The sequence below is a fragment of the Nonomuraea sediminis genome (assembly GCF_018531495.1).
In the GTDB taxonomy this organism is placed as follows: Bacteria; Actinomycetota; Actinomycetes; order Streptosporangiales; family Streptosporangiaceae; genus Nonomuraea; species Nonomuraea sediminis.
The window spans coordinates 52,754-69,215 of record NZ_JAHDTI010000016.1; the positions used below are offsets into that span (position 1 = coordinate 52,754).

14 protein-coding genes are annotated in these 16,462 nt (G+C 73.3%); 10 read left to right on the forward strand and 4 right to left on the reverse strand.

Features of this window, described 5'->3' with window-relative positions; all coding sequences use genetic code 11:
- Positions 1-62: 62 nt before the first annotated feature.
- On the reverse strand, positions 63-1,307 hold the full coding sequence (locus KIK09_RS47265; RefSeq protein ID WP_214326122.1) for a Gfo/Idh/MocA family protein: 1,245 nt from the start codon (positions 1,305-1,307) through the stop codon (positions 63-65).
- A 107-nt stretch (positions 1,308-1,414) separates the two neighbouring features.
- Between KIK09_RS47265 and KIK09_RS47270 the strand changes: the two genes are divergently transcribed.
- Positions 1,415-2,587 carry an ROK family transcriptional regulator gene (locus tag KIK09_RS47270; protein WP_214326123.1) on the forward strand — a complete coding sequence of 391 codons (1,173 nt, stop codon included), beginning with the start codon at positions 1,415-1,417 and terminating at the stop codon, positions 2,585-2,587.
- Between the two features lie 18 nt (positions 2,588-2,605).
- On the opposite strand, the gene KIK09_RS47275 is transcribed toward KIK09_RS47270, so the two are convergent.
- Complete coding sequence (locus KIK09_RS47275; protein ID WP_214326124.1) at positions 2,606-3,739, reverse strand: FAD-dependent monooxygenase; 1,134 nt, start codon at positions 3,737-3,739, stop codon at positions 2,606-2,608.
- Between the two features lie 97 nt (positions 3,740-3,836).
- Between KIK09_RS47275 and KIK09_RS47280 the strand changes: the two genes are divergently transcribed.
- Complete coding sequence (locus tag KIK09_RS47280) at positions 3,837-4,382, forward strand: TetR/AcrR family transcriptional regulator (RefSeq protein WP_214326125.1); 546 nt, start codon at positions 3,837-3,839, stop codon at positions 4,380-4,382.
- On the opposite strand, the gene KIK09_RS58645 is transcribed toward KIK09_RS47280, so the two are convergent.
- A complete protein-coding gene (locus tag KIK09_RS58645) occupies positions 4,350-5,471 on the reverse strand; it encodes a sensor histidine kinase (RefSeq protein WP_214326126.1) in 1,122 nt (373 codons plus the stop codon). The genes KIK09_RS47280 and KIK09_RS58645 overlap by 33 nt on opposite strands.
- 290 nt (positions 5,472-5,761) lie before the next feature.
- Between KIK09_RS58645 and KIK09_RS47290 the strand changes: the two genes are divergently transcribed.
- From KIK09_RS47290 to KIK09_RS47325, 8 genes are read left to right on the forward strand one after another with little or no spacing between them, the layout of a single operon-like run.
- Positions 5,762-6,382, forward strand: a complete 621-nt coding sequence (locus tag KIK09_RS47290; RefSeq protein WP_214326127.1) for a DedA family protein — start codon at positions 5,762-5,764, stop codon at positions 6,380-6,382.
- A gap of 36 nt (positions 6,383-6,418) precedes the next feature.
- Positions 6,419-7,219, forward strand: coding sequence for a DMT family transporter (locus KIK09_RS47295; RefSeq protein WP_214326128.1), 801 nt, complete (start codon positions 6,419-6,421; stop codon positions 7,217-7,219).
- 19 nt (positions 7,220-7,238) lie between these two features.
- Positions 7,239-8,447 (forward strand): glycosyltransferase, encoded by a 1,209-nt coding sequence (locus tag KIK09_RS47300; protein WP_214326129.1) that lies wholly within the window; start codon positions 7,239-7,241, stop codon positions 8,445-8,447.
- Entirely contained in the window at positions 8,444-9,136 is a 693-nt protein-coding gene (locus KIK09_RS47305; RefSeq protein WP_214326130.1) for a DUF998 domain-containing protein, read from the forward strand. Before KIK09_RS47300 ends, KIK09_RS47305 begins: the two co-directional genes overlap by 4 nt.
- A 50-nt stretch (positions 9,137-9,186) precedes the next feature.
- Positions 9,187-9,957, forward strand: coding sequence for a hypothetical protein (locus tag KIK09_RS47310; RefSeq protein WP_214326131.1), 771 nt, complete (start codon positions 9,187-9,189; stop codon positions 9,955-9,957).
- Entirely contained in the window at positions 9,954-10,700 is a 747-nt protein-coding gene (locus tag KIK09_RS47315; protein ID WP_214326132.1) for an isocitrate lyase/PEP mutase family protein, read from the forward strand. Before KIK09_RS47310 ends, KIK09_RS47315 begins: the two co-directional genes overlap by 4 nt.
- Before the next feature lie 53 nt (positions 10,701-10,753).
- On the forward strand, positions 10,754-13,555 hold the full coding sequence (locus tag KIK09_RS47320; protein WP_214326133.1) for an AfsR/SARP family transcriptional regulator: 2,802 nt from the start codon (positions 10,754-10,756) through the stop codon (positions 13,553-13,555).
- 35 nt (positions 13,556-13,590) lie between these two features.
- Positions 13,591-15,093: an MFS transporter gene (locus tag KIK09_RS47325; RefSeq protein ID WP_214326134.1), complete on the forward strand. Its 1,503-nt coding sequence runs from the start codon at positions 13,591-13,593 to the stop codon at positions 15,091-15,093.
- Here the strand turns inward: KIK09_RS47325 and KIK09_RS47330 are convergent.
- Positions 15,083-16,333: an MFS transporter gene (locus KIK09_RS47330; protein WP_214326135.1), complete on the reverse strand. Its 1,251-nt coding sequence runs from the start codon at positions 16,331-16,333 to the stop codon at positions 15,083-15,085. The two genes, KIK09_RS47325 and KIK09_RS47330, sit on opposite strands and share 11 nt — an antisense overlap.
- Between the last annotated feature and the right edge of the window lie 129 nt (positions 16,334-16,462).

The following is a 16,462-nucleotide window of genomic DNA, read 5'->3' on the forward strand; positions in this document are numbered from 1 at the left end:
CCGGGCCGGGAGCCGGGCGTCTGTCGCCGCCCGCGGGTGAGGGAGCTTGGGCGCGCCGGGGGTCACAGGGCCTGCACCGTCCCTGTCGCGCGGGCGCGCTCGGCGGCCCAGACGACCAGGTGCCCGGCCAGCGCGTCGGCCGCGTCGCCGCCGAGGACGCGCTGGTCGCGGGCCTCGACCGCGTCGAGGAAGGCCGCGGTCAGCCCGCCGTCGCCGCCGCCGTGCCCGTCGGCGGCCGAGGCGCCCATGACCGTCCGCGAGTCGAGCACCTCCTCCGACCCGTCGCGGAAGTCGACGACCCTGACCGTCCTGCCGTCACCCTCGGCGTAGCCGTGGCTGCCGAAGACGCGGGTCCTGCGGTGCTCGAGCGGGGTGAAGGCCGTCATCGTGAACGACACGGTCGCTCCCCCGGCGAACTCCATGATCACGACCTGCTGGTCGACCACGTCGTTGTCGGTCGTGTAGACGCACTTGCCGTACGGTCCGCTCTCGAGCGCCGCGAGCACGCCCCGCTCGGTCGCGTCGGCGGTGACGGCCGCCAGCGGCCAGAACTCCTTGCGTGGGTCGCCCAGGCAACCGAGGTAGAGGCGCTTGGCCGAGTACGGGCAGCCGGGCTCGACCGCGCACGACACGCAGCGCTCCCCCGCGCCCTGCGGCTTGTTCTCCTGGCGGAAGTGGACGAGGCCGCCGAACGAGGCGACCCGCTGCGGCTTCTGCCCGAGGACGTACAGCAGCCAGTCGATGTCGTGGCAGGACTTGGTCAGCAGCATCGGCCCCGACTCGTCGGCCCTGCGCCACTGGCCGCGCACGAACGAGTGCGCCTGGTGCCACCAGCCGACCGGCTCCAGATGCTGCACGCTGGCGACCGAGCCGAGCCTGCCGCCGTCCACGACGGACTTCAGCAGCTTGGTATAGGGCGTGTAGCGCAGCACGTGGCCGACGGCGAACACGACGCCGTTGCGCTCGACGGCGGCCACGATCCGCCTGGCCTCCGCCTCCGTGGGCGCCAGCGGCTTCTCAAGCAGCAGGTCGTATCCCAGGTCGGCGAAGGCCACCGCGGGCCCTTCGTGCAGGCGGTCCTGCGTGGCGATGACCACGGCGTCCGCGAGCCTGGGCACCGCGGCGAGCTCCGCCCATCCCTCGAACAATCCCTCGGCGGGCACGTCGAACTCGGCGGCGAAGGCCGCCCTCCTGGCCGGATCCGGTTCCGCGACGGCCACGATCCGCGCCCTGCCGTCCACGACGGCGTTCCTGGCGTAGATCTGGCCGCGCATACCCGCCCCCACGACGGCGATGCTGACTGGCATGCGATCAACTCCGACTTACTTATGTTGGATTCCATAAATAAGCATCTTCTGGGCCTCGGGGTCAATGCCTAGATTTGCGAACAGATCGCAGACATACTGTGGAGCCCATGATTAGTGGAGGACGAGTGCAGGGCGGGGACTTGCAGCGGCTGCGCCGGCTGAACGCGCTGGGCGGCATCCGCGCCCTGCGCTCGGCCCCGCAGCCACTCACGCTGACCGAGCTGGCCGGGCTGACCGGGCTGTCCCGCGCCTCCATGGGCGACGTCGTCACCGACCTGCGCGAGCGCGGCTGGGTGGCCGAGGTCGAGCCCGCGCCGGGCGTCATGGGCCGTCCCGCCCGCCGCTACCGCTTCCGCGCCGACACCGGGCACGTGCTCGGCCTCGACATCGGCGTGCACAAGATCCTGGCGACCGTCGCCGACCTCGACGGGCACGCCGTGGCCAGCGGCCGCACCTCGGCCGGCGCCGGGACCACCAAGGACGCCCGCCTGGCCGCCGTCACCCGGGCGGTCGAGGCCGCCCTGCTGGCCGCCGGGCTCACCTACGCCGACATCTGGGCGGTGGCCGTGGGCACGGTCGGCGTGGTGGACCGCGAGGGCAGGATCACGCAGGTGGAGACGCTGCCCGACTGGGCGGGCGTGGACCTGATCGGCTACCTGTGCGCGGACTTCTCCTGCCCGGTACTGCTGGAGAACGACAGCAAGCTGGCCGCGCTGGCCGAGCAGCGCCTCGGCGTGGCCTCAGGGGTGCGCGACCTGGTCTACCTGCACGCGGGCCGCCGCCCCGGCGCCGCACTGATCATCAACGGAACGCTCCACCACGGATTCACCGGCGCCACGGGCGAGGTCGGGCTGCTGGACGTGACCGGCTGGCGCACGATGGGCGAGCACCTCGAAAGCTGCCCGGTCGCCGTGGACACACCCGCGCAGGACGCCGCCGCCGTGGTCTTCGCCGCCGCGCGCAGGGGCGACCCTCGGGCCCTGGCGGCGGTCGAGCGGTACGCCGGCGACCTGGCGATCGGCACGGCCGCCATGGTGCTCACCCTGGACCCGGAGCTCGTCGTGCTCGGCGGCGGCTTCTCCCGCTCCGCCGACGTGCTGCTCGGCCCGCTCAGGCGGGCCCTCGAACCGCACTGCCTGCACGTCCCCGACATCCGCACGTCGGCGCTCGGCGCGGACTGCGTCGTCCTCGGCGCGGCCTGCCTGGCCCTCGACCACCTGGACGAGCGCCTCTTCTCCCCCGACGGGGAGATCGGCCCTCCGGTCGCCCCCTGTCGCTAGCGACGGGGCCTTCACCGCCTACGCCCGGCGGGCGGTGGTGCCGAGGTAGTCCGGGAGGTCCACCGTGTCGTCGACCTCCTCGCCCAGCGCCTCGACGGTGTCGTCGTCGGGCTGCTGGAAGAAGAAGCGCGCCGCGGCCCGCCCGTGCGCCTGGTTGCGCTCGACGTAGGGCCGCATGACCTGCTCGTAGCGGTCGAAGGCGGCGGCGTGGCCGTCGCCGGCGGCCAGCTCGCCGGCCAGCACGTAGGCCCCGATCAACGCCTGGGAGGTGCCGCGGCCCGAGGTGGGGGCGGCGCAGTAGGCGGCGTCGCCGAGCAGCGCGACCCGCCCGGCCGACCAGCGGTCCATGACGACCTGGCTGGAGGAGTCGAAGAAGAACTCCTTCGCCCCGCGCATCGCCTCGAGCAGCCGCGGCACCTCCCAGCCCGCGTCGGCGTAGGCCTTGGCGACCAGGTCGTTCTGCTGCTCCCTGTCGCGCCGGTCATAGGCCAGGCCGTCGGCGACGAACGACAGCCCGACCCGCAGCTCGGTGTTGCCGCGGGCGGCGAAGGCCAGCGCGCTGCGGCCCGGCGTGTTGTACATCAGCCCGGCGTGGTCGAGGTCGAGGAAGTTGCCGGTGGTGAACAGCGCGCCGTAGATGCCCAGGTGGCGCAGGTAGTCCGACTCGGGGCCGAAGGCCAGGCGGCGCACCGCCGAGTGCAGCCCGTCGGCGCCGACCACCAGGTCGAACTCGCGCGAAGGCCCGCTCTCGAAGCCGGCCGTCACGCCGGAGTCGGTCTGGTCGAGCCTGGTCACGGTGTTGTCGAAGAGGTAGGCCGTCTGCGACCGGGTCGCCTCGTACAGGATGCGGGTCACGTCGGCCTTGAGCACCTCCAGGTCGCCGGAGATGGCCTCGTCGGGGAGCGTGGCGACGACCTTGCCCGAGTCGTCGACCAGCGACATCGAGTCCATCCGGGTCTGGTGCTCGCGCATGGTGCCGAGCAGGTCCATCCGCTCGAGCACGTCGAGCGCCGTGCCGCGGAAGTCGATGGCGGCGCCGCCGTCGCGGACGCCGGGAGCCCGCTCGACCAGCGTGGTCTCGTGCCCGTGGCGGTTGAGCCAGTAGGCCAGGGCGGGGCCGGCGACGCTGCCTCCGGAAATCAGGATGCGCATGACATGTCCTCTCGAAGTCGGTGATGGGATCACCATAGACGCGATTTGCGCATATGCGCAAGACGCTTGTCTGAGGCGTGCGTGCTAAGGTTCCGACGTGGGAAATCGCGAGGATCTGATCGCCGGGGCACGCCGCTGCCTGGAGGAGAAGGGCTGGGCCCGCACGACCGTCAGGGACATCTCGGCGGCGGCGGGCGTGAGCATGGCGGCCATCGGCTACCACTTCGGCTCCCGTGAGGCGCTGCTCAACATGGCGCTGGTGGAGGGCATGCGGGAGTGGAGCGACGAGGTCAACGCGGCGCTGCGGGCCATGGACGACCCGGACGCGTCACCCGCGCAGCGCTACGAGACCATGTGGACGCAGATGATCAAGTCTCTCAACGAGCACAGGACGCTGTGGGCGGCCAGCGTGGAGGCCATGGTCCAGGCCGAGCACTCCCCCGAGCTGCGCGAGCAGCTCGTCGCGGGCCAGCGTGAGGCGCGCGAGGGCCTGGGCATGGAGCAGGGCCACCAGGTCGGCTCCGTGCAGCTCGCGTTGCTGTTCGGCGTGATGTCCCAGTGGCTCAACGACCCCGAGCGCGCCCCGTCGGGCGCGGACGTGGTGGAGGGGCTAAGGAAGATCGTCCGGCAGTTCGACGGTTAGCGCGTAGCCGCCCTCGGCGGGGCCCGCGGCCAGGGTTCCGCCGGCCAGCCGTACCCTCTCGCGCAGGCCCGCGAGCCCGAGGCCGCCACCCGGCCTGCCAGGACGGCGGGTGGGCGGGCCGTTGCGGATCGCGATGCGGCGCGGCGCGATCTCGACGGTCACCGGAGCGCCCGGGGCGTGCTTGGCGACGTTGGTGAGAGCCTCCTGGACCACCCCGTGGGCAAGGGCGGGTACGGGCTCGGTCACCTCGAGCGCGATGGACATGCCCGAGCCGCGGGCCCGCTCCACCAGCGCGCGCACGTCCTCGTCCGGCGGCGTCAGCGGGGCCGGTCCCTCGCTGAGCAGGCCGATGATCTGGCGCAGCCGCTCGGTGGCGTCCGAGGCGGCCTCGCGTAGCTGTCCCGCGGCCCTGACCTGGGATTCGTCCAGCCCGGGCGACAGCTCGAGCCCGGCGGCCCTGACCGCGATCAGTGCCAGGTCGTGGCCGAGCGAGTCGTGCATGTCGCGGGCGATCCTGGCCCGCTCCCGCAGCCTGGCCTGCGCCTCCACCGACAGCCTGTTCTGCTCCCGCTGCTGCAGCAGCCGCCTGCGCAGCACTCCCAGCAGGTACGGCACGGCGTACGCGCCCACCAGCGCGCTGACCAGCGTGATCCAGGAGGCGAGCCCGCCACCCCGGTACAGCACGACCCCCGCCCCGGTCACGGCGATCACGCAGAACGCGGCCAGAGCCGGCCACGTGCGGGCCATCCGGCGCCCGGTGAGGTAGGCGTACCAGATCACGAACAGCGAGGGCGCGTTCAGCGGGAAGAGCTTGACCTCCGGCAGCCGCACAGGCCAGGTGAGGTTGGTGGTGGCCAGGCCCTCGGCGAAGTTCCACGGGCCGAGCGGCAGCAGCAGGAGCACCGCCGCCAGCGGCCACGGCCTGCCCACCAGCACGGCGACCGCCGCCAGCGCGATCCGCGGCAGGGTGGTCGCGGCGAACCCGGCAGGGTCCGTGAACGGGTCGGGCCCCGTCGCGGCGGCGCAGATCGACAGCAGGATCCACAGGATCACGTCGTTCACGGTCTGGCGCGGGGTGGTGCGTCTCACCCCATGAAAGGTAGTGCTAGGTCCACCCTGAATGCGGGTAGCCGCACTCCTGTGCTCGGCCGCGACGGCCGCTTTGATCGTAGGTGAGCGCCCACCACCCCTGACGAAAGTAGGGGGTGGTGAGTGCCGATAGTCCGATGTGCCATGACCTGCGGAATTTCTACCTTCATGGGGTGGCGGCCCCTGACCCTCCTAGGGGACGGGCCCGCGTTCGACCCGGGGCATCCCCGATGCCCCGCGACACCTCTCACAGACAGGCTGAGAGAGCCCTAGAAGATCGGAGTGCAGGCATGTCGCATGCCATCCTCGAGCTGGTTCAGCAGGTGATGTCGTCACCATGGCTGTACGTCGCGCTCTTCGCGCTCGCGCTGCTCGACGGGTTCTTCCCCGTCGTGCCCGCGGAGACCTCGGTGATCACGGCAGCGGTGTTCGCGGCTTCGGGCCAGACGAACCTCGCCCTGGTCATCGTGGTGGCGGGGCTGGGCGCGTTCGCCGGCGACCACGTCTCCTACTTGATCGGTTACAAGGGCGGAAGCAGGCTGCGCGAGCGCAAGGCGCTGGTGTGGGCCCGCGGCGCGCTGGAGGAGCGCGGCGGGATGGTGCTGGTGGTGGCCCGCTACATTCCGGGCGGCCGCACGGCGACCACGCTGACGATGGGCGCGGTCCGGCATCCGCTGCGCTCGTTCTCGTTCTTCGACGCGATCGCGGCCTCCTCCTGGGCCGTGTACTCGGGCCTGATCGGCTTCTTCGGCGGGATGGCCTTCGAGAACGACCCGATCAAGGGTCTGCTGCTCGGACTCGGCATCGCGCTGTCCATCACGGGGATCGTCGAAGGCGTGCGCTGGGTCCGCAAGCGCCGCTCGGCCACGAAGGATTCGGCAGACCGTCTCCCTGTGGACACGTCCGTTTGACCCTACCTGGCGACCATCCACCTGAGAGGAGTGCGCATGACTGTGCTGGCCGCGGCCATTGCCCTGGTCGGTTCATTGTTCTTCGCGCTCGGTGCGGCCCTTCAGCAGTTCGAAGCGGTCGGTTCGGCGAAGCCGGGGCTCCTGGCCCTGCTCCGCCGTCCCCGCTGGCTGGCGGGCGGCGCCTCCATCCTGGCCGGTGGTGGCCTGCACATCGTCGCTCTCGGCCTCGGACCGCTGACCATCGTGCAGCCGATGGGAGTGGCAAGCCTGCTGTTCGCCCTGCCCATCGCGGCCGCGCTGCACGGCCGCAGACCCTCACGCCGGGAGCTCTCGGCCGCCGCCGTGGTGGCCGCCGGGCTCATCGGACTGGTCCTGCTGGTTCCCCCGTCGGCAGGACCGACGTACCTCAGCCCCACGGGCCTGGCCACGCTGCTCGCGGTCGCCGGTGTGGCGGCGGTGCTGCTGTGGGCCGGCTCCAAGGTGGCCTCCCCCGCAGGGCGCGCTGCCCTGCTGGCCACCAGCGCGGGGGTGCTCTACGGCGCCACCGCGACCCTGATGCGGGTGGTCGTCGACGGCTCGTGGAACTGGTGGTACCTGCTCGCGCTGCCGGTCCCCGCGCTGCTGGCGCTGATGCTCCTGCAGCGGGCCTACGCGGTCGGGCACTTCGGAGTCTCCTTCGCCTCGCTGCAGATCGCCGACCCGCTCACCGCGGTGGCGTTCGGCGCCCTGCTGCTGGGTGAGCCGCTGCCCTCGGGGCTGCTGCCCGTGGCGGCCGCCGCGCTGACCGCCGTCGGAACCGTCGCACTCGCCCGTACCAGTCCCCTTGAGAACCACTGACTTTTCTGGAGTTGCCGCCATGGCCATGCCGCTGCCGAACACCGCTACCGCCCAGCTCGAGCCCGTCTCCGTCCGGCCACGACGCGTGCTGATCGCCACCGACACCTACACGCCCGACGTGAACGGCACGGCCGTGTTCACCCACCGGCTGGCCACCGGGCTGGCCGAGCGGGGCAACGAGGTGCACGTCATCTGCGCGTCCGACACGGGTCCCGCCAAGTCCGACGTGGTCGACGGCGTGATCGTGCACCGGCTGCGCTCTGCGCCCCTGCTGGTCCACCCGACCATGCGGGTCACGGTGCCGACGCGGCTCGACCGCCTGATGGCCGCCATCGACCCCGACGTGCTGCACTCCCAGGGCCACTTCGTGGTCGGCAGGGCCGCCATCGGGGCCGCGCGCCGCCGGGGCACGCCGATCGTGGCCACCAACCACTTCATGCCCGACAACCTCTTCCAGTTCGGCCGCATCCCCGACCGGCTGCGCATGGCGGCGGGCCGGATGGCCTGGCGCGACTTCGGGCGGATCTTCGACAGGGCCGACCACATCACCACGCCCACGCCGCTGGCCGCCGGGCTGCTGGCCGACCAGGGCTTCGAGCGTCAGGTGGAGCCGGTCTCCTGCGGCATCGACCTGAGCCGCTTCCACCCGCACGCCGAGCCGAAGGCCTGGGCCCGCAAGTCGTTCGACCTGCCGGACCTGCCGACCGTGCTGTTCGTGGGCCGGCTCGACGAGGAGAAGCACCTCGAGGAGCTCGTCCGCGCCCTGCCGTACGTCCTCAACGAGACCGAGGCGCAGGTGGCGCTGGTCGGGCTGGGGAACCAGCGGCCGGCGCTCGAGCGGCTCGCGAGCAGGATCGGCGTCGGGGAGCGGGTGCGCTTCCTCGGCTACGTGCCTGACGAGAAGATGCCGCAGGTGTTCGCCGCGGCCGACGCGTTCGCCATGCCGAGCATCGCCGAACTGCAGAGCATCGCGACGCTGGAGGCCATGGCCACCGGGGTGCCGGTGGTGGCCGCCGACGCGATGGCGCTGCCGCACCTGGTCCAGGGCAACGGCTTCCTGTACACCCCCGGCGACGTGATCCAGCTGGCCAGGCACCTGACGACGCTCCTGACGGACGACGAGCTGCGGGTCCGGATGGGCAAGGCCAGCCGCGAGCTCGCCCTCACCCACGACCACCAGAGCTCCCTGGCCCGGTTCGAGCAGATCTACGATGAGGTGGCCCGATGAGAGGATCCGGCACGAGCTGGGCCGCGGCCGGCGCAGGGCTCGTGGCGGCGCTCGCCCTCGGCTACGCCGAGTTCGCCCTCCCCCGCCAGCAGCTGATCAGCGACTACGCGCTCGTCCCCGGTGGGGCCCTGCCCGTCCTGGTCGGCATGCTGGGCCTGGCCTTCGGCTGCGTCATCCTGGCGTACGGCATGGCCGCCCGCGAACCCGCCCGCACCGCGGCCACCCGGCTGTTGTTGCTCGCCGCGGGGGCGGGACTGATGCTCAGCGCGGTCTTCCCGACCGACCCGGGCGGCGCGGCCATCAGCACGCTGCCCGGAGAGATCCACCGCTGGTCGTCGGCCGTCGTGTTCACCTCGCTGCCGGTGGCGGGCTGGGCACTGGCCCGCGGCCGCACCCCCGCCCCGCGCTGGAGCTGGGTGCGCTCGCTCAGCGTGACGTCGGCGCTGACGCTGGCGGTTTACCTGGCGGCACATCCCGCCTCGATCACCTCGCCGCTCATCGGCGGGTCTGCCTACTACGGGCTGCTCGAGCGGGCGCTGGTGCTGGCGGAGATCGTGCTGCTGGCCACGATGGCGGTCGCCGCGGCCCGCACGCGGATCGCGGCCGGCTCCCCCGCCGTGCGCCTGTCCCCTGACATGTCCCCGAGCGACGAGGCTCCCGGCGGGCCGCGGGACCGGGTCGCCGCCTAGCGGGGATCCTTCGACGAGCGGCGAAATTTCCCTGGCATAACGTGATGTCCATGGACATCACACGTCACGCCGAGGCCAGGGCGGTGCTCTCCGACACCCGCTACGTCCCGCCGCCGGTACCCCAGGGCGCCCCGCGCGGCACCCTGGCATGGCTCCGCGCGCAGGTGTCGCGCTTCGCCACCGGCGAGGTCCACGCGGCCCGGCGCGCCCTGGTGTCCGAGCAACTGGCGATGCTGGACCCCGACGCCCTGCGCAAGGCCGCCAGGGAGGCCGCTGCCGAGGGGCGCGACTTGACCGGCATCCCCACGTCCGTGCTGGGCCAGGCTCTCGGCGTCACCGACGACCGCCTGCTCCCCGCCGTCGACGCCGCCTCCACCGGCTACCTGTCGGGCGAGACCACCCAGGAGACCGACGCGGCGGTGGCCGTACTCCTGGAGCTGCTCGACACGGGCGACGAGGCGACCACCGTGGCCAGGATCAGCCTGCTCCTGCAGGGGCACGCCGCGACGCAGGGGCTGGTCCGCAACGCGCTGGCGCACGCCGAGCCGGGCGACCCGCCCATGGAGCTGCTGCACGAGACGCTGCGCCACGATCCGCCGCTCAAGGCCACCCGACGCCTCGACCGCGAGACGGGCCGCGAGGTGACGATCGACCTGGTGCGGGCCAACCACGATCCCGACGTCTTCCCCGAACCCGCCCGTTTCGACCTGCGCCGCGGGCAGACGCCCCACCTGACGTTCGGGTACGGCGTGCGTCCCTGCCCCGGTTCCGATCACGCCCTCGCGCTGGCCGCGGGCATCCTGGAAGGACTCCTGCCATGACGTTCCGCGAGCTGCACCGCCCGGGCGACCCGCTGCTGCTGCCCAACGCCTGGGACTACGGCTCGGCCGCGATGCTGGCCGCGCAGGGTTTCCCGGCGATCGGCACGACCAGCCTGGGCGTGGCCGCCGTGCACGGCAAGCCCGACGCGGCCGGCGCGACCAGGGCGGAGACGATCGAGCTCGCCGAGTCGATGAAGGACCTCGGCGTGTACGTCACCGTCGACATCGAGGGCGGCTTCAGCGACGACCCGGCCGAGGTCGCCGAGCTGGTCGCGGGCCTGGCTGCGCTCGGCGTGGCCGGGGTGAACCTGGAGGACGGCCGCGCCGACGGCACCCTGCGCCCGATCGAGCTGCATCAGCGCATCATCGAGGCCGCGATGGGCCACGGCGTGTTCGTCAACGCCCGCACCGACACCGCCTGGCTGAAGACCGGTGACACGCTGGAGCGGGTGCGCGCCTACGGGCACGCCGACGGCCTGTTCGTGCCCGGGCTGAGCGGGCTGGCCGAGATCGCGGAGGTCGTCGAGGCCACGGACCTGCCGCTCAACGTCCTCTACCAGCCGACGGGCCCGACGCTGGCCGAGCTGGCCGGGGTCGGCGTGGCCAGGGTGAGCACCGGCTCGCTGCTCTACCGCGCCGCGCTGCACGGCGCGCTGGCCTCGCTGCTGGCCATCCAGGACAAGGCCGCCCCGGCGATGCCGACCTACGGGGAGATCGCCGCAATCCTGCCTGCCCCCCAATAAGGGTCGGCCTGACAGGATCGCCGCGCCTGCCCGCGAGCCCGGATAATCGAGACATGCGGGTGGAGATCCTGGGACCCACCAGGGCCCTGGGCGCGGGCGGCGAGGCGGTGCTCGGCGGGCCGCGCGTGCGCGCGCTGCTGACGCTGCTCGCCCTGCACGCGGGCCGCATCGTCACCACCGAGCAGCTCATCGACGGCCTGTACGGCGAGCACCCGCCGGAGGCCGCGGCCAACGCCCTGCAGTCGCAGGTGTCCCGGCTGCGCAGGGCGCTCGGCAGGGATCTGGTCGAGTTCCACCCCGGCGGATACCGGCTGGCGCTGGCCGAGGACGAGGTGGACGCGCACCGTTTCGAACGCCTGGCCGCGGCGGGCCGGCGGGCGCTCGACTCCGGCGACCCGCGGACGGCCGCCGGGCTGCTGCGCGAGGCGCTCGGCCTGTGGCGGGGCGCCGCCCTGGCGGACGCGCCGCACGCCGCGGCCGCCGCCTCCGGGCTCGAGGAACTGCGGCTGTCGGCCACGGAGGACCGCGTCGAGGCGGACCTGGCGCTCGGGCTGCACAGGGAGGTCGTGGCCGAGCTGCGCCGCCTGCTCGACGACCACCCGCTGCGCGAGCGCCCCCGCGCCCAGCTCATGCGCGCCCTGCACGGCGGCGGGCGCCAGGCCGAGGCGCTGACGGTCTACGAGGAGGGCCGCCGCCTGCTCGACGACGAGCTCGGCGTCACCCCCGGCCCCGACCTGGTCCAGGCCCACCTGGCCATCCTGCGGTCCACCCCGGCCGAGCCGCCGGCGCCCGGTCACAGGCGGGGGATGCGCGCGCAGCTGACCAGCTTCGTCGGCCGCGACGCCGAGCTGGACCAGCTGGGCGGGCTGCTGGCGGGCACCCGCCTGGTGACCCTGGTCGGGCCGGGCGGCGCGGGCAAGACGCGGCTGGCCGCCGAGGCGGCCGAGCGGGTCCGCGGCGACGTCTGCCTCGCCGGGCTGGCACCGGTGACCGAGCCGGGCGAGCTGCCGCACGCCGTGCTGGCCGCGCTGGACGTCAGGGACGGGGTGATCGTCGGCGGTCGCGGCCAGCCGCCGCTGCGCGACCCCGTCGAACGGCTCGTCGGCGCGTTGAGCGGCCGCGAACTGCTGCTCGTCCTGGACAACTGCGAGCACCTGGTCGCGGCCGCCGCCGACCTGGCCGACCTGCTGCTGGCCGCCTGCCCGGGCCTGCGGGTGCTGGCCACCAGCCGCGAGGCCCTCGGCATCGTCGGCGAGACCATCGTGCCGGTCTCGCCGCTCATGCTGCCGCCGCCCGACGCGGCCAACCCGCTCGACTACCCGGCCGCCAGGCTCTTCGCCGACCGGGCGGCCTCGGTACTGCAGGGCTTCACCGTCGACGCGGGCAACGCCGCGCTGGTGACCGCCGTGTGCCGGGCGCTCGACGGGCTGCCGCTGGCCATTGAGCTGGCCGCCGCCCGGCTCCGCACGCTCTCCCTCGAGGACATCGCCACCCGGCTCGACGACCGGTTCGGGCTGCTGGCGCGCGGCAGCCGTACGGCACAGCCCAGGCATCAGACGCTGCGCGCGGTGGTCGCCTGGAGCTGGGACCTGCTGGACGGCGACGAGCAGCGGATGGCCAGGCGGCTGACCGTGTTCGTGAACGGGGCGAGCCTGGAGGCGGCCGAGCGGGTGTGCGGGCTGCCGGAGGAGGTGCTGGCCTCGCTGGTGGAGAAGTCGCTGGTGGAGCTGGCGAGCGGACGCTACCGGATGCTGGAGACGATCCGCGCGTTCTGCGCGGAACGGCTGGCCGAGGCGGGCGAGGCGGAGATGGTCAGGCAGGCCCACGCCGAGTACTACCTGGACCTGGTGACCGCCGCCGACCCGCACCTGCGCACGCGCGAGCAGCTGGAGTGGCTGGCCCGGCTCGACGCCGAGTCCGACGACGTGTACGCGGCGCTGCGCTGGGCGGTCGAGTCGGGGCGGGTGGAGCCGGCGCTGCGGCTGGTGGGGCGGGCCGCCTGCTTCTGGTGGATGCGCGGTCACCTGATCACCAGCTCGGGCCTGGCCGCCGACCTGCTGCGCCGCGTCGACGGGCCGCCCGGCGGGCTGACCGAGGAGTACGCGATGTGCGTGCTCATCGCCGCCTGGGGCAGGCGGCCGGACGAGAGGATCCGCGCCCATCTGGACGGGCTGCCGCAGCTCGTCTCGCCGACGGACAACCTGACGGCCGGGCTGGAGTTCCTGACCATGCTGCTGTCGATGTTCACCGGGCCGCCCGACGACTACGAGCAGGCCATGCGGGAGATGGACAGGATCAGGCCGACGCTGCCGCCGTGGACGTCGGGACTGACCCACTCGGGGGCGGCGTTCCTGCTGCACGAGGCGCGCCGCATGGACGAGGCGGAGACCGAGTTCGGGCGCGCGCTGGCCGTGTTCGAGTCGCTCGGCGAGCGGTGGGGCATGACGATGGTGCTGGGCGGGCTGGGCGACGTGGCCACCTGGCGGGGCGACCACGCGACGGCGCTGTCGCTGACCACCCGGGCGCTGGAGCTGTCCGAGCAGCTCGGGGCGATGGTGGACCTGGCCGAGTACCTGTCGCGCAGGGCCGACAGCCTGCGCCACCTGGGCGACCCCGACGCCGCCGAGGCCGGGTACCGGCGGGCGCTCGAGGTGGCCCGCCGTACCGGCGACGCCGACGGGATGGCCAGGGCGCACCTGGGACTGGGCGAAGTGGCGGCGCTGCGCGGCGAGCCCGAGCGGGCGCGGGAGCTGATGGAGCGGGCGCTGGCCGAGTGCCGGCAGAACTGGTTCGCCTCCGAGGGGCTGCGCGAGCGCATCGGCAAGGCGCTGGCCGAGCTGGTCAGCGCGTGGTAAGCGGGCGGTCAGCAGGCGGGCCGAGGCTGGCCCGCATGACGAGGAAATGGGCCTGTCTGGCCATCGCGTGCCTGGCCACGCTGCTGCTGTCACTGGACATGACCGTGCTGCACCTGGCGCTGCCCCGGCTGGTCGGCGACCTGGGCGCGACCTCCACGCAGCTGCTGTGGATCGGCGACGTCTACGGGTTCGCGCTGGCCGGGCTGCTGGTCACGATGGGCAACCTGAGCGACAGGATCGGCCGCAAGCGGCTGCTGCTGATGGGGGCCGCGGCGTTCGGCGCAGCCTCGGCCGTGACCGCCTACGTGCCCAGTCCCGAGCTCCTGATCGCGGCGCGGGCGCTGCTCGGCGTGGCCGCGGCCACGATCATGCCGTCCACGCTGTCGATCATCAGGAACGTCTTCACCGATCCCGCGGAGCGGACCGCGGCGATCGGCGTCTGGAGCGGGATGAGCGCCGCCGGGTTCGCGGTGGGACCGGTGGTCGGCGGGCTGCTGCTCGACCACTTCTGGTGGGGTTCGGTGTTCCTGATCAACCTGCCGGTCATGGCGGTCGTGCTGGTCGGCGGCTACCTGGTGCTGCCGGAGTCGCGCGACCCGTCCCCCGGGCGGATCGACCTGCCCAGCGTGGTGCTGTCGTTCGCGGGCGTGGTCGCGGTCATCTACGCGATCAAGGTGGCGGCCCACGACGGGCTCACCCGGCTCGACGTGCCCGTGTCCGGGGTGCTCGGGGTCGCCGCGCTGGTGGTCTTCTGCGTACGGCAGGCCAGGCTGCCCGAGCCGCTGATCGACGTGCGGCTGTTCCGCCGCAGGGCGTTCACCGCCTCGATCACGACGAACCTGCTGGCGATCTTCGCGATGACCGCGATGTCGCTGTTCTTCGCCTGGTACTTCCAGCTCGTGCTGGGCTGGTCCCCGCTGCAGGCGGGGCTGGCGGGACTGCCGGGCGGGCTGAGCGGGGCCGCGGGCGGGATCCTGGCCGGGCAGCTGATCCGGGTCCTCGGCAGGAACGGTGTGGTGGCGCTCGGGCTCACCATGACGGCGGGCTCGTTCTTCTACTACGGCACGCTCGGGCAGCAGCTGAGCTACCCGGCGCTGCTGGTCGCGATGGTCGTGGGCGGCCTGGGCATCGGCTTCACCTTCACCGTCAACAACGACAACGTGCTGGCCACCGCGCCGCGCGACCGGGCGGGCGCGGCGGCGGCGATCTCGGAGACCGCCTTCGAACTGGGCGGCGCGCTGGGCATCGCGATCCTCGGCACGGTGCTGACCACCACCTATCGGGACAACCTCGTGCTGCCGCCTGGGGTGCCGGGAGAGGCCGCCCGCGAGTCGATCGCCGGGGCGCTCACCACGGCCGCCGGGCTGCCCGCCGAGCAGGCCGCTCAGCTCGCCGGTGCCGCGCGTGCCGCGTTCGTGGCGGGCGTGCACGTCACCGGGTTCACCACCGGGGTGGTGCTGCTGGTCGTGGCGGTGCTGGCGCTGGCCGGGCTGCGCGGCGTGCCGAAGGTCATCCAGGAGGAGGTCCTCACCCGCTGATGGAGGCGGTGGCGCTCTCGCTGGTGATCACGGTGGGCTCGTCGGGCAGGGGGCGCAGGCTCCTGATACGGGTGAGCACCAGCAGGGCGGCCAGGCCGGTCGTGATGGGCGGCACGACGAAGGCCAGCGACGGGCCGGAGTGGTCGACGAGCTGCCCGGCCAGCGAGGCTCCGGTGGCGATGCCGAGCCCGATCGCGCCGTTGAGCCAGGTGAACGCCTCGGTCCTGACGTCGGCGGGGACCAGCCTGTCGATGATGGTGTAGCCGGTGATCACCACGGGGGCGATCACCAGGCCCGCCAGGGCGGCCGCGCCGTACAGGGCGGGGATCGAGCCCGCGAGGGTGAGCGCGCTGGTGGCGACGGCCAGCAGCGCCAGCCCGGCGACCAGCCGCGAACGGGCGGCCACCCGCCAGCGGGCGGCGCCGTAGAGCAGCCCGCCCAGCACGCTGGCCGCGGAGAACGTGCCGTAGACCGGACCCGCCGAGGCGGGCGTGCCAAGCGCGGCGGTCAGCGACGTGATCCCGACCTGCAGGCTGCCGAACACCGAGCCCATCGCCAGGAACGCCCCCGCGAGCAGCGCCACGCCGCGCAGCCGCAGCACCCCGCCTGCCGAGCGCATCCGGACCGGCATCGGCTCGGGCATCGCGGTACGTACCGTGGCGAACACCACGGTGCCCGCGACGATCAGGGTGAGCGCGGCCAGCAGCGCCACCACCGGCGAGAAACCGGTCGACAGCGCCACCAGCAGCACGGGCGCCAGTGTGAACGTCAGCTCGTCGGTGATCGACTCGACCGCGAAGGCGGTGTTGAGCCTGGCCGTGCCGCCGAGCCGGTGCGCCCAGCGGGCCCTGACCATCGCCCCCACCTGCGGCACCGACGCCCCGGTCAGCGCGGCCGTGATCGCCAGCAGCGACACGGGCGCGTGGGCGGCGGCCAGCGCGAGCAGCGTGCCGAGCGCCAGCCCGTGCAGCGCCACCTGCGGCAGCAGCACCCTCGTCTGGCCGTAACGGTCGGCCAGCCGACCTGTCTGCGGGCCCACCAGCGCCTGCGACACGGCGGCCGCCGCCGCGGCCATCCCGGCCGCGCCGTACGAGCCGGTCGACCACTGGACGAGCAGGAGCACGCCCAGCTGCATCATCGCGTACGGCAGGCGCGCCACCAGGGCGGGCACGAGGAAACGCCAGACGCCGGGGGTGGCGAGCACGTCGAGGTAGGACTTCATGGTCTCCGTCCAGGTCAAGACGGAGCCCCTCCCGGAGGAGCGCACCGTCGTGGTGGGCTTCGACCGGGGTGATACCGACGGGGGATGAGGTCGGCCGCCGAGCGGTCAATCAAATAGGACAACCACGATGATATGGCCTCGAATTCC

Coding starts and splice junctions, on each gene's coding strand:
- KIK09_RS47300 (WP_214326129.1), top strand. CDS start 7,239: ATGGCCATGCCGCTGCCGAACACCGCTACCGCCCAGCTCGAGCCCGTC.
- KIK09_RS47310 (WP_214326131.1), top strand. CDS start 9,187: ATGGACATCACACGTCACGCCGAGGCCAGGGCGGTGCTCTCCGACACC.
- KIK09_RS47305 (WP_214326130.1), top strand. CDS start 8,444: ATGAGAGGATCCGGCACGAGCTGGGCCGCGGCCGGCGCAGGGCTCGTG.
- KIK09_RS47275 (WP_214326124.1), bottom strand. CDS start 3,739: ATGCGCATCCTGATTTCCGGAGGCAGCGTCGCCGGCCCCGCCCTGGCC.
- KIK09_RS47320 (WP_214326133.1), top strand. CDS start 10,754: ATGCGGGTGGAGATCCTGGGACCCACCAGGGCCCTGGGCGCGGGCGGC.
- KIK09_RS47315 (WP_214326132.1), top strand. CDS start 9,954: ATGACGTTCCGCGAGCTGCACCGCCCGGGCGACCCGCTGCTGCTGCCC.
- KIK09_RS47270 (WP_214326123.1), top strand. CDS start 1,415: ATGATTAGTGGAGGACGAGTGCAGGGCGGGGACTTGCAGCGGCTGCGC.
- KIK09_RS47295 (WP_214326128.1), top strand. CDS start 6,419: ATGACTGTGCTGGCCGCGGCCATTGCCCTGGTCGGTTCATTGTTCTTC.
- KIK09_RS47265 (WP_214326122.1), bottom strand. CDS start 1,307: ATGCCAGTCAGCATCGCCGTCGTGGGGGCGGGTATGCGCGGCCAGATC.
- KIK09_RS47325 (WP_214326134.1), top strand. CDS start 13,591: ATGACGAGGAAATGGGCCTGTCTGGCCATCGCGTGCCTGGCCACGCTG.
- KIK09_RS47290 (WP_214326127.1), top strand. CDS start 5,762: ATGTCGCATGCCATCCTCGAGCTGGTTCAGCAGGTGATGTCGTCACCA.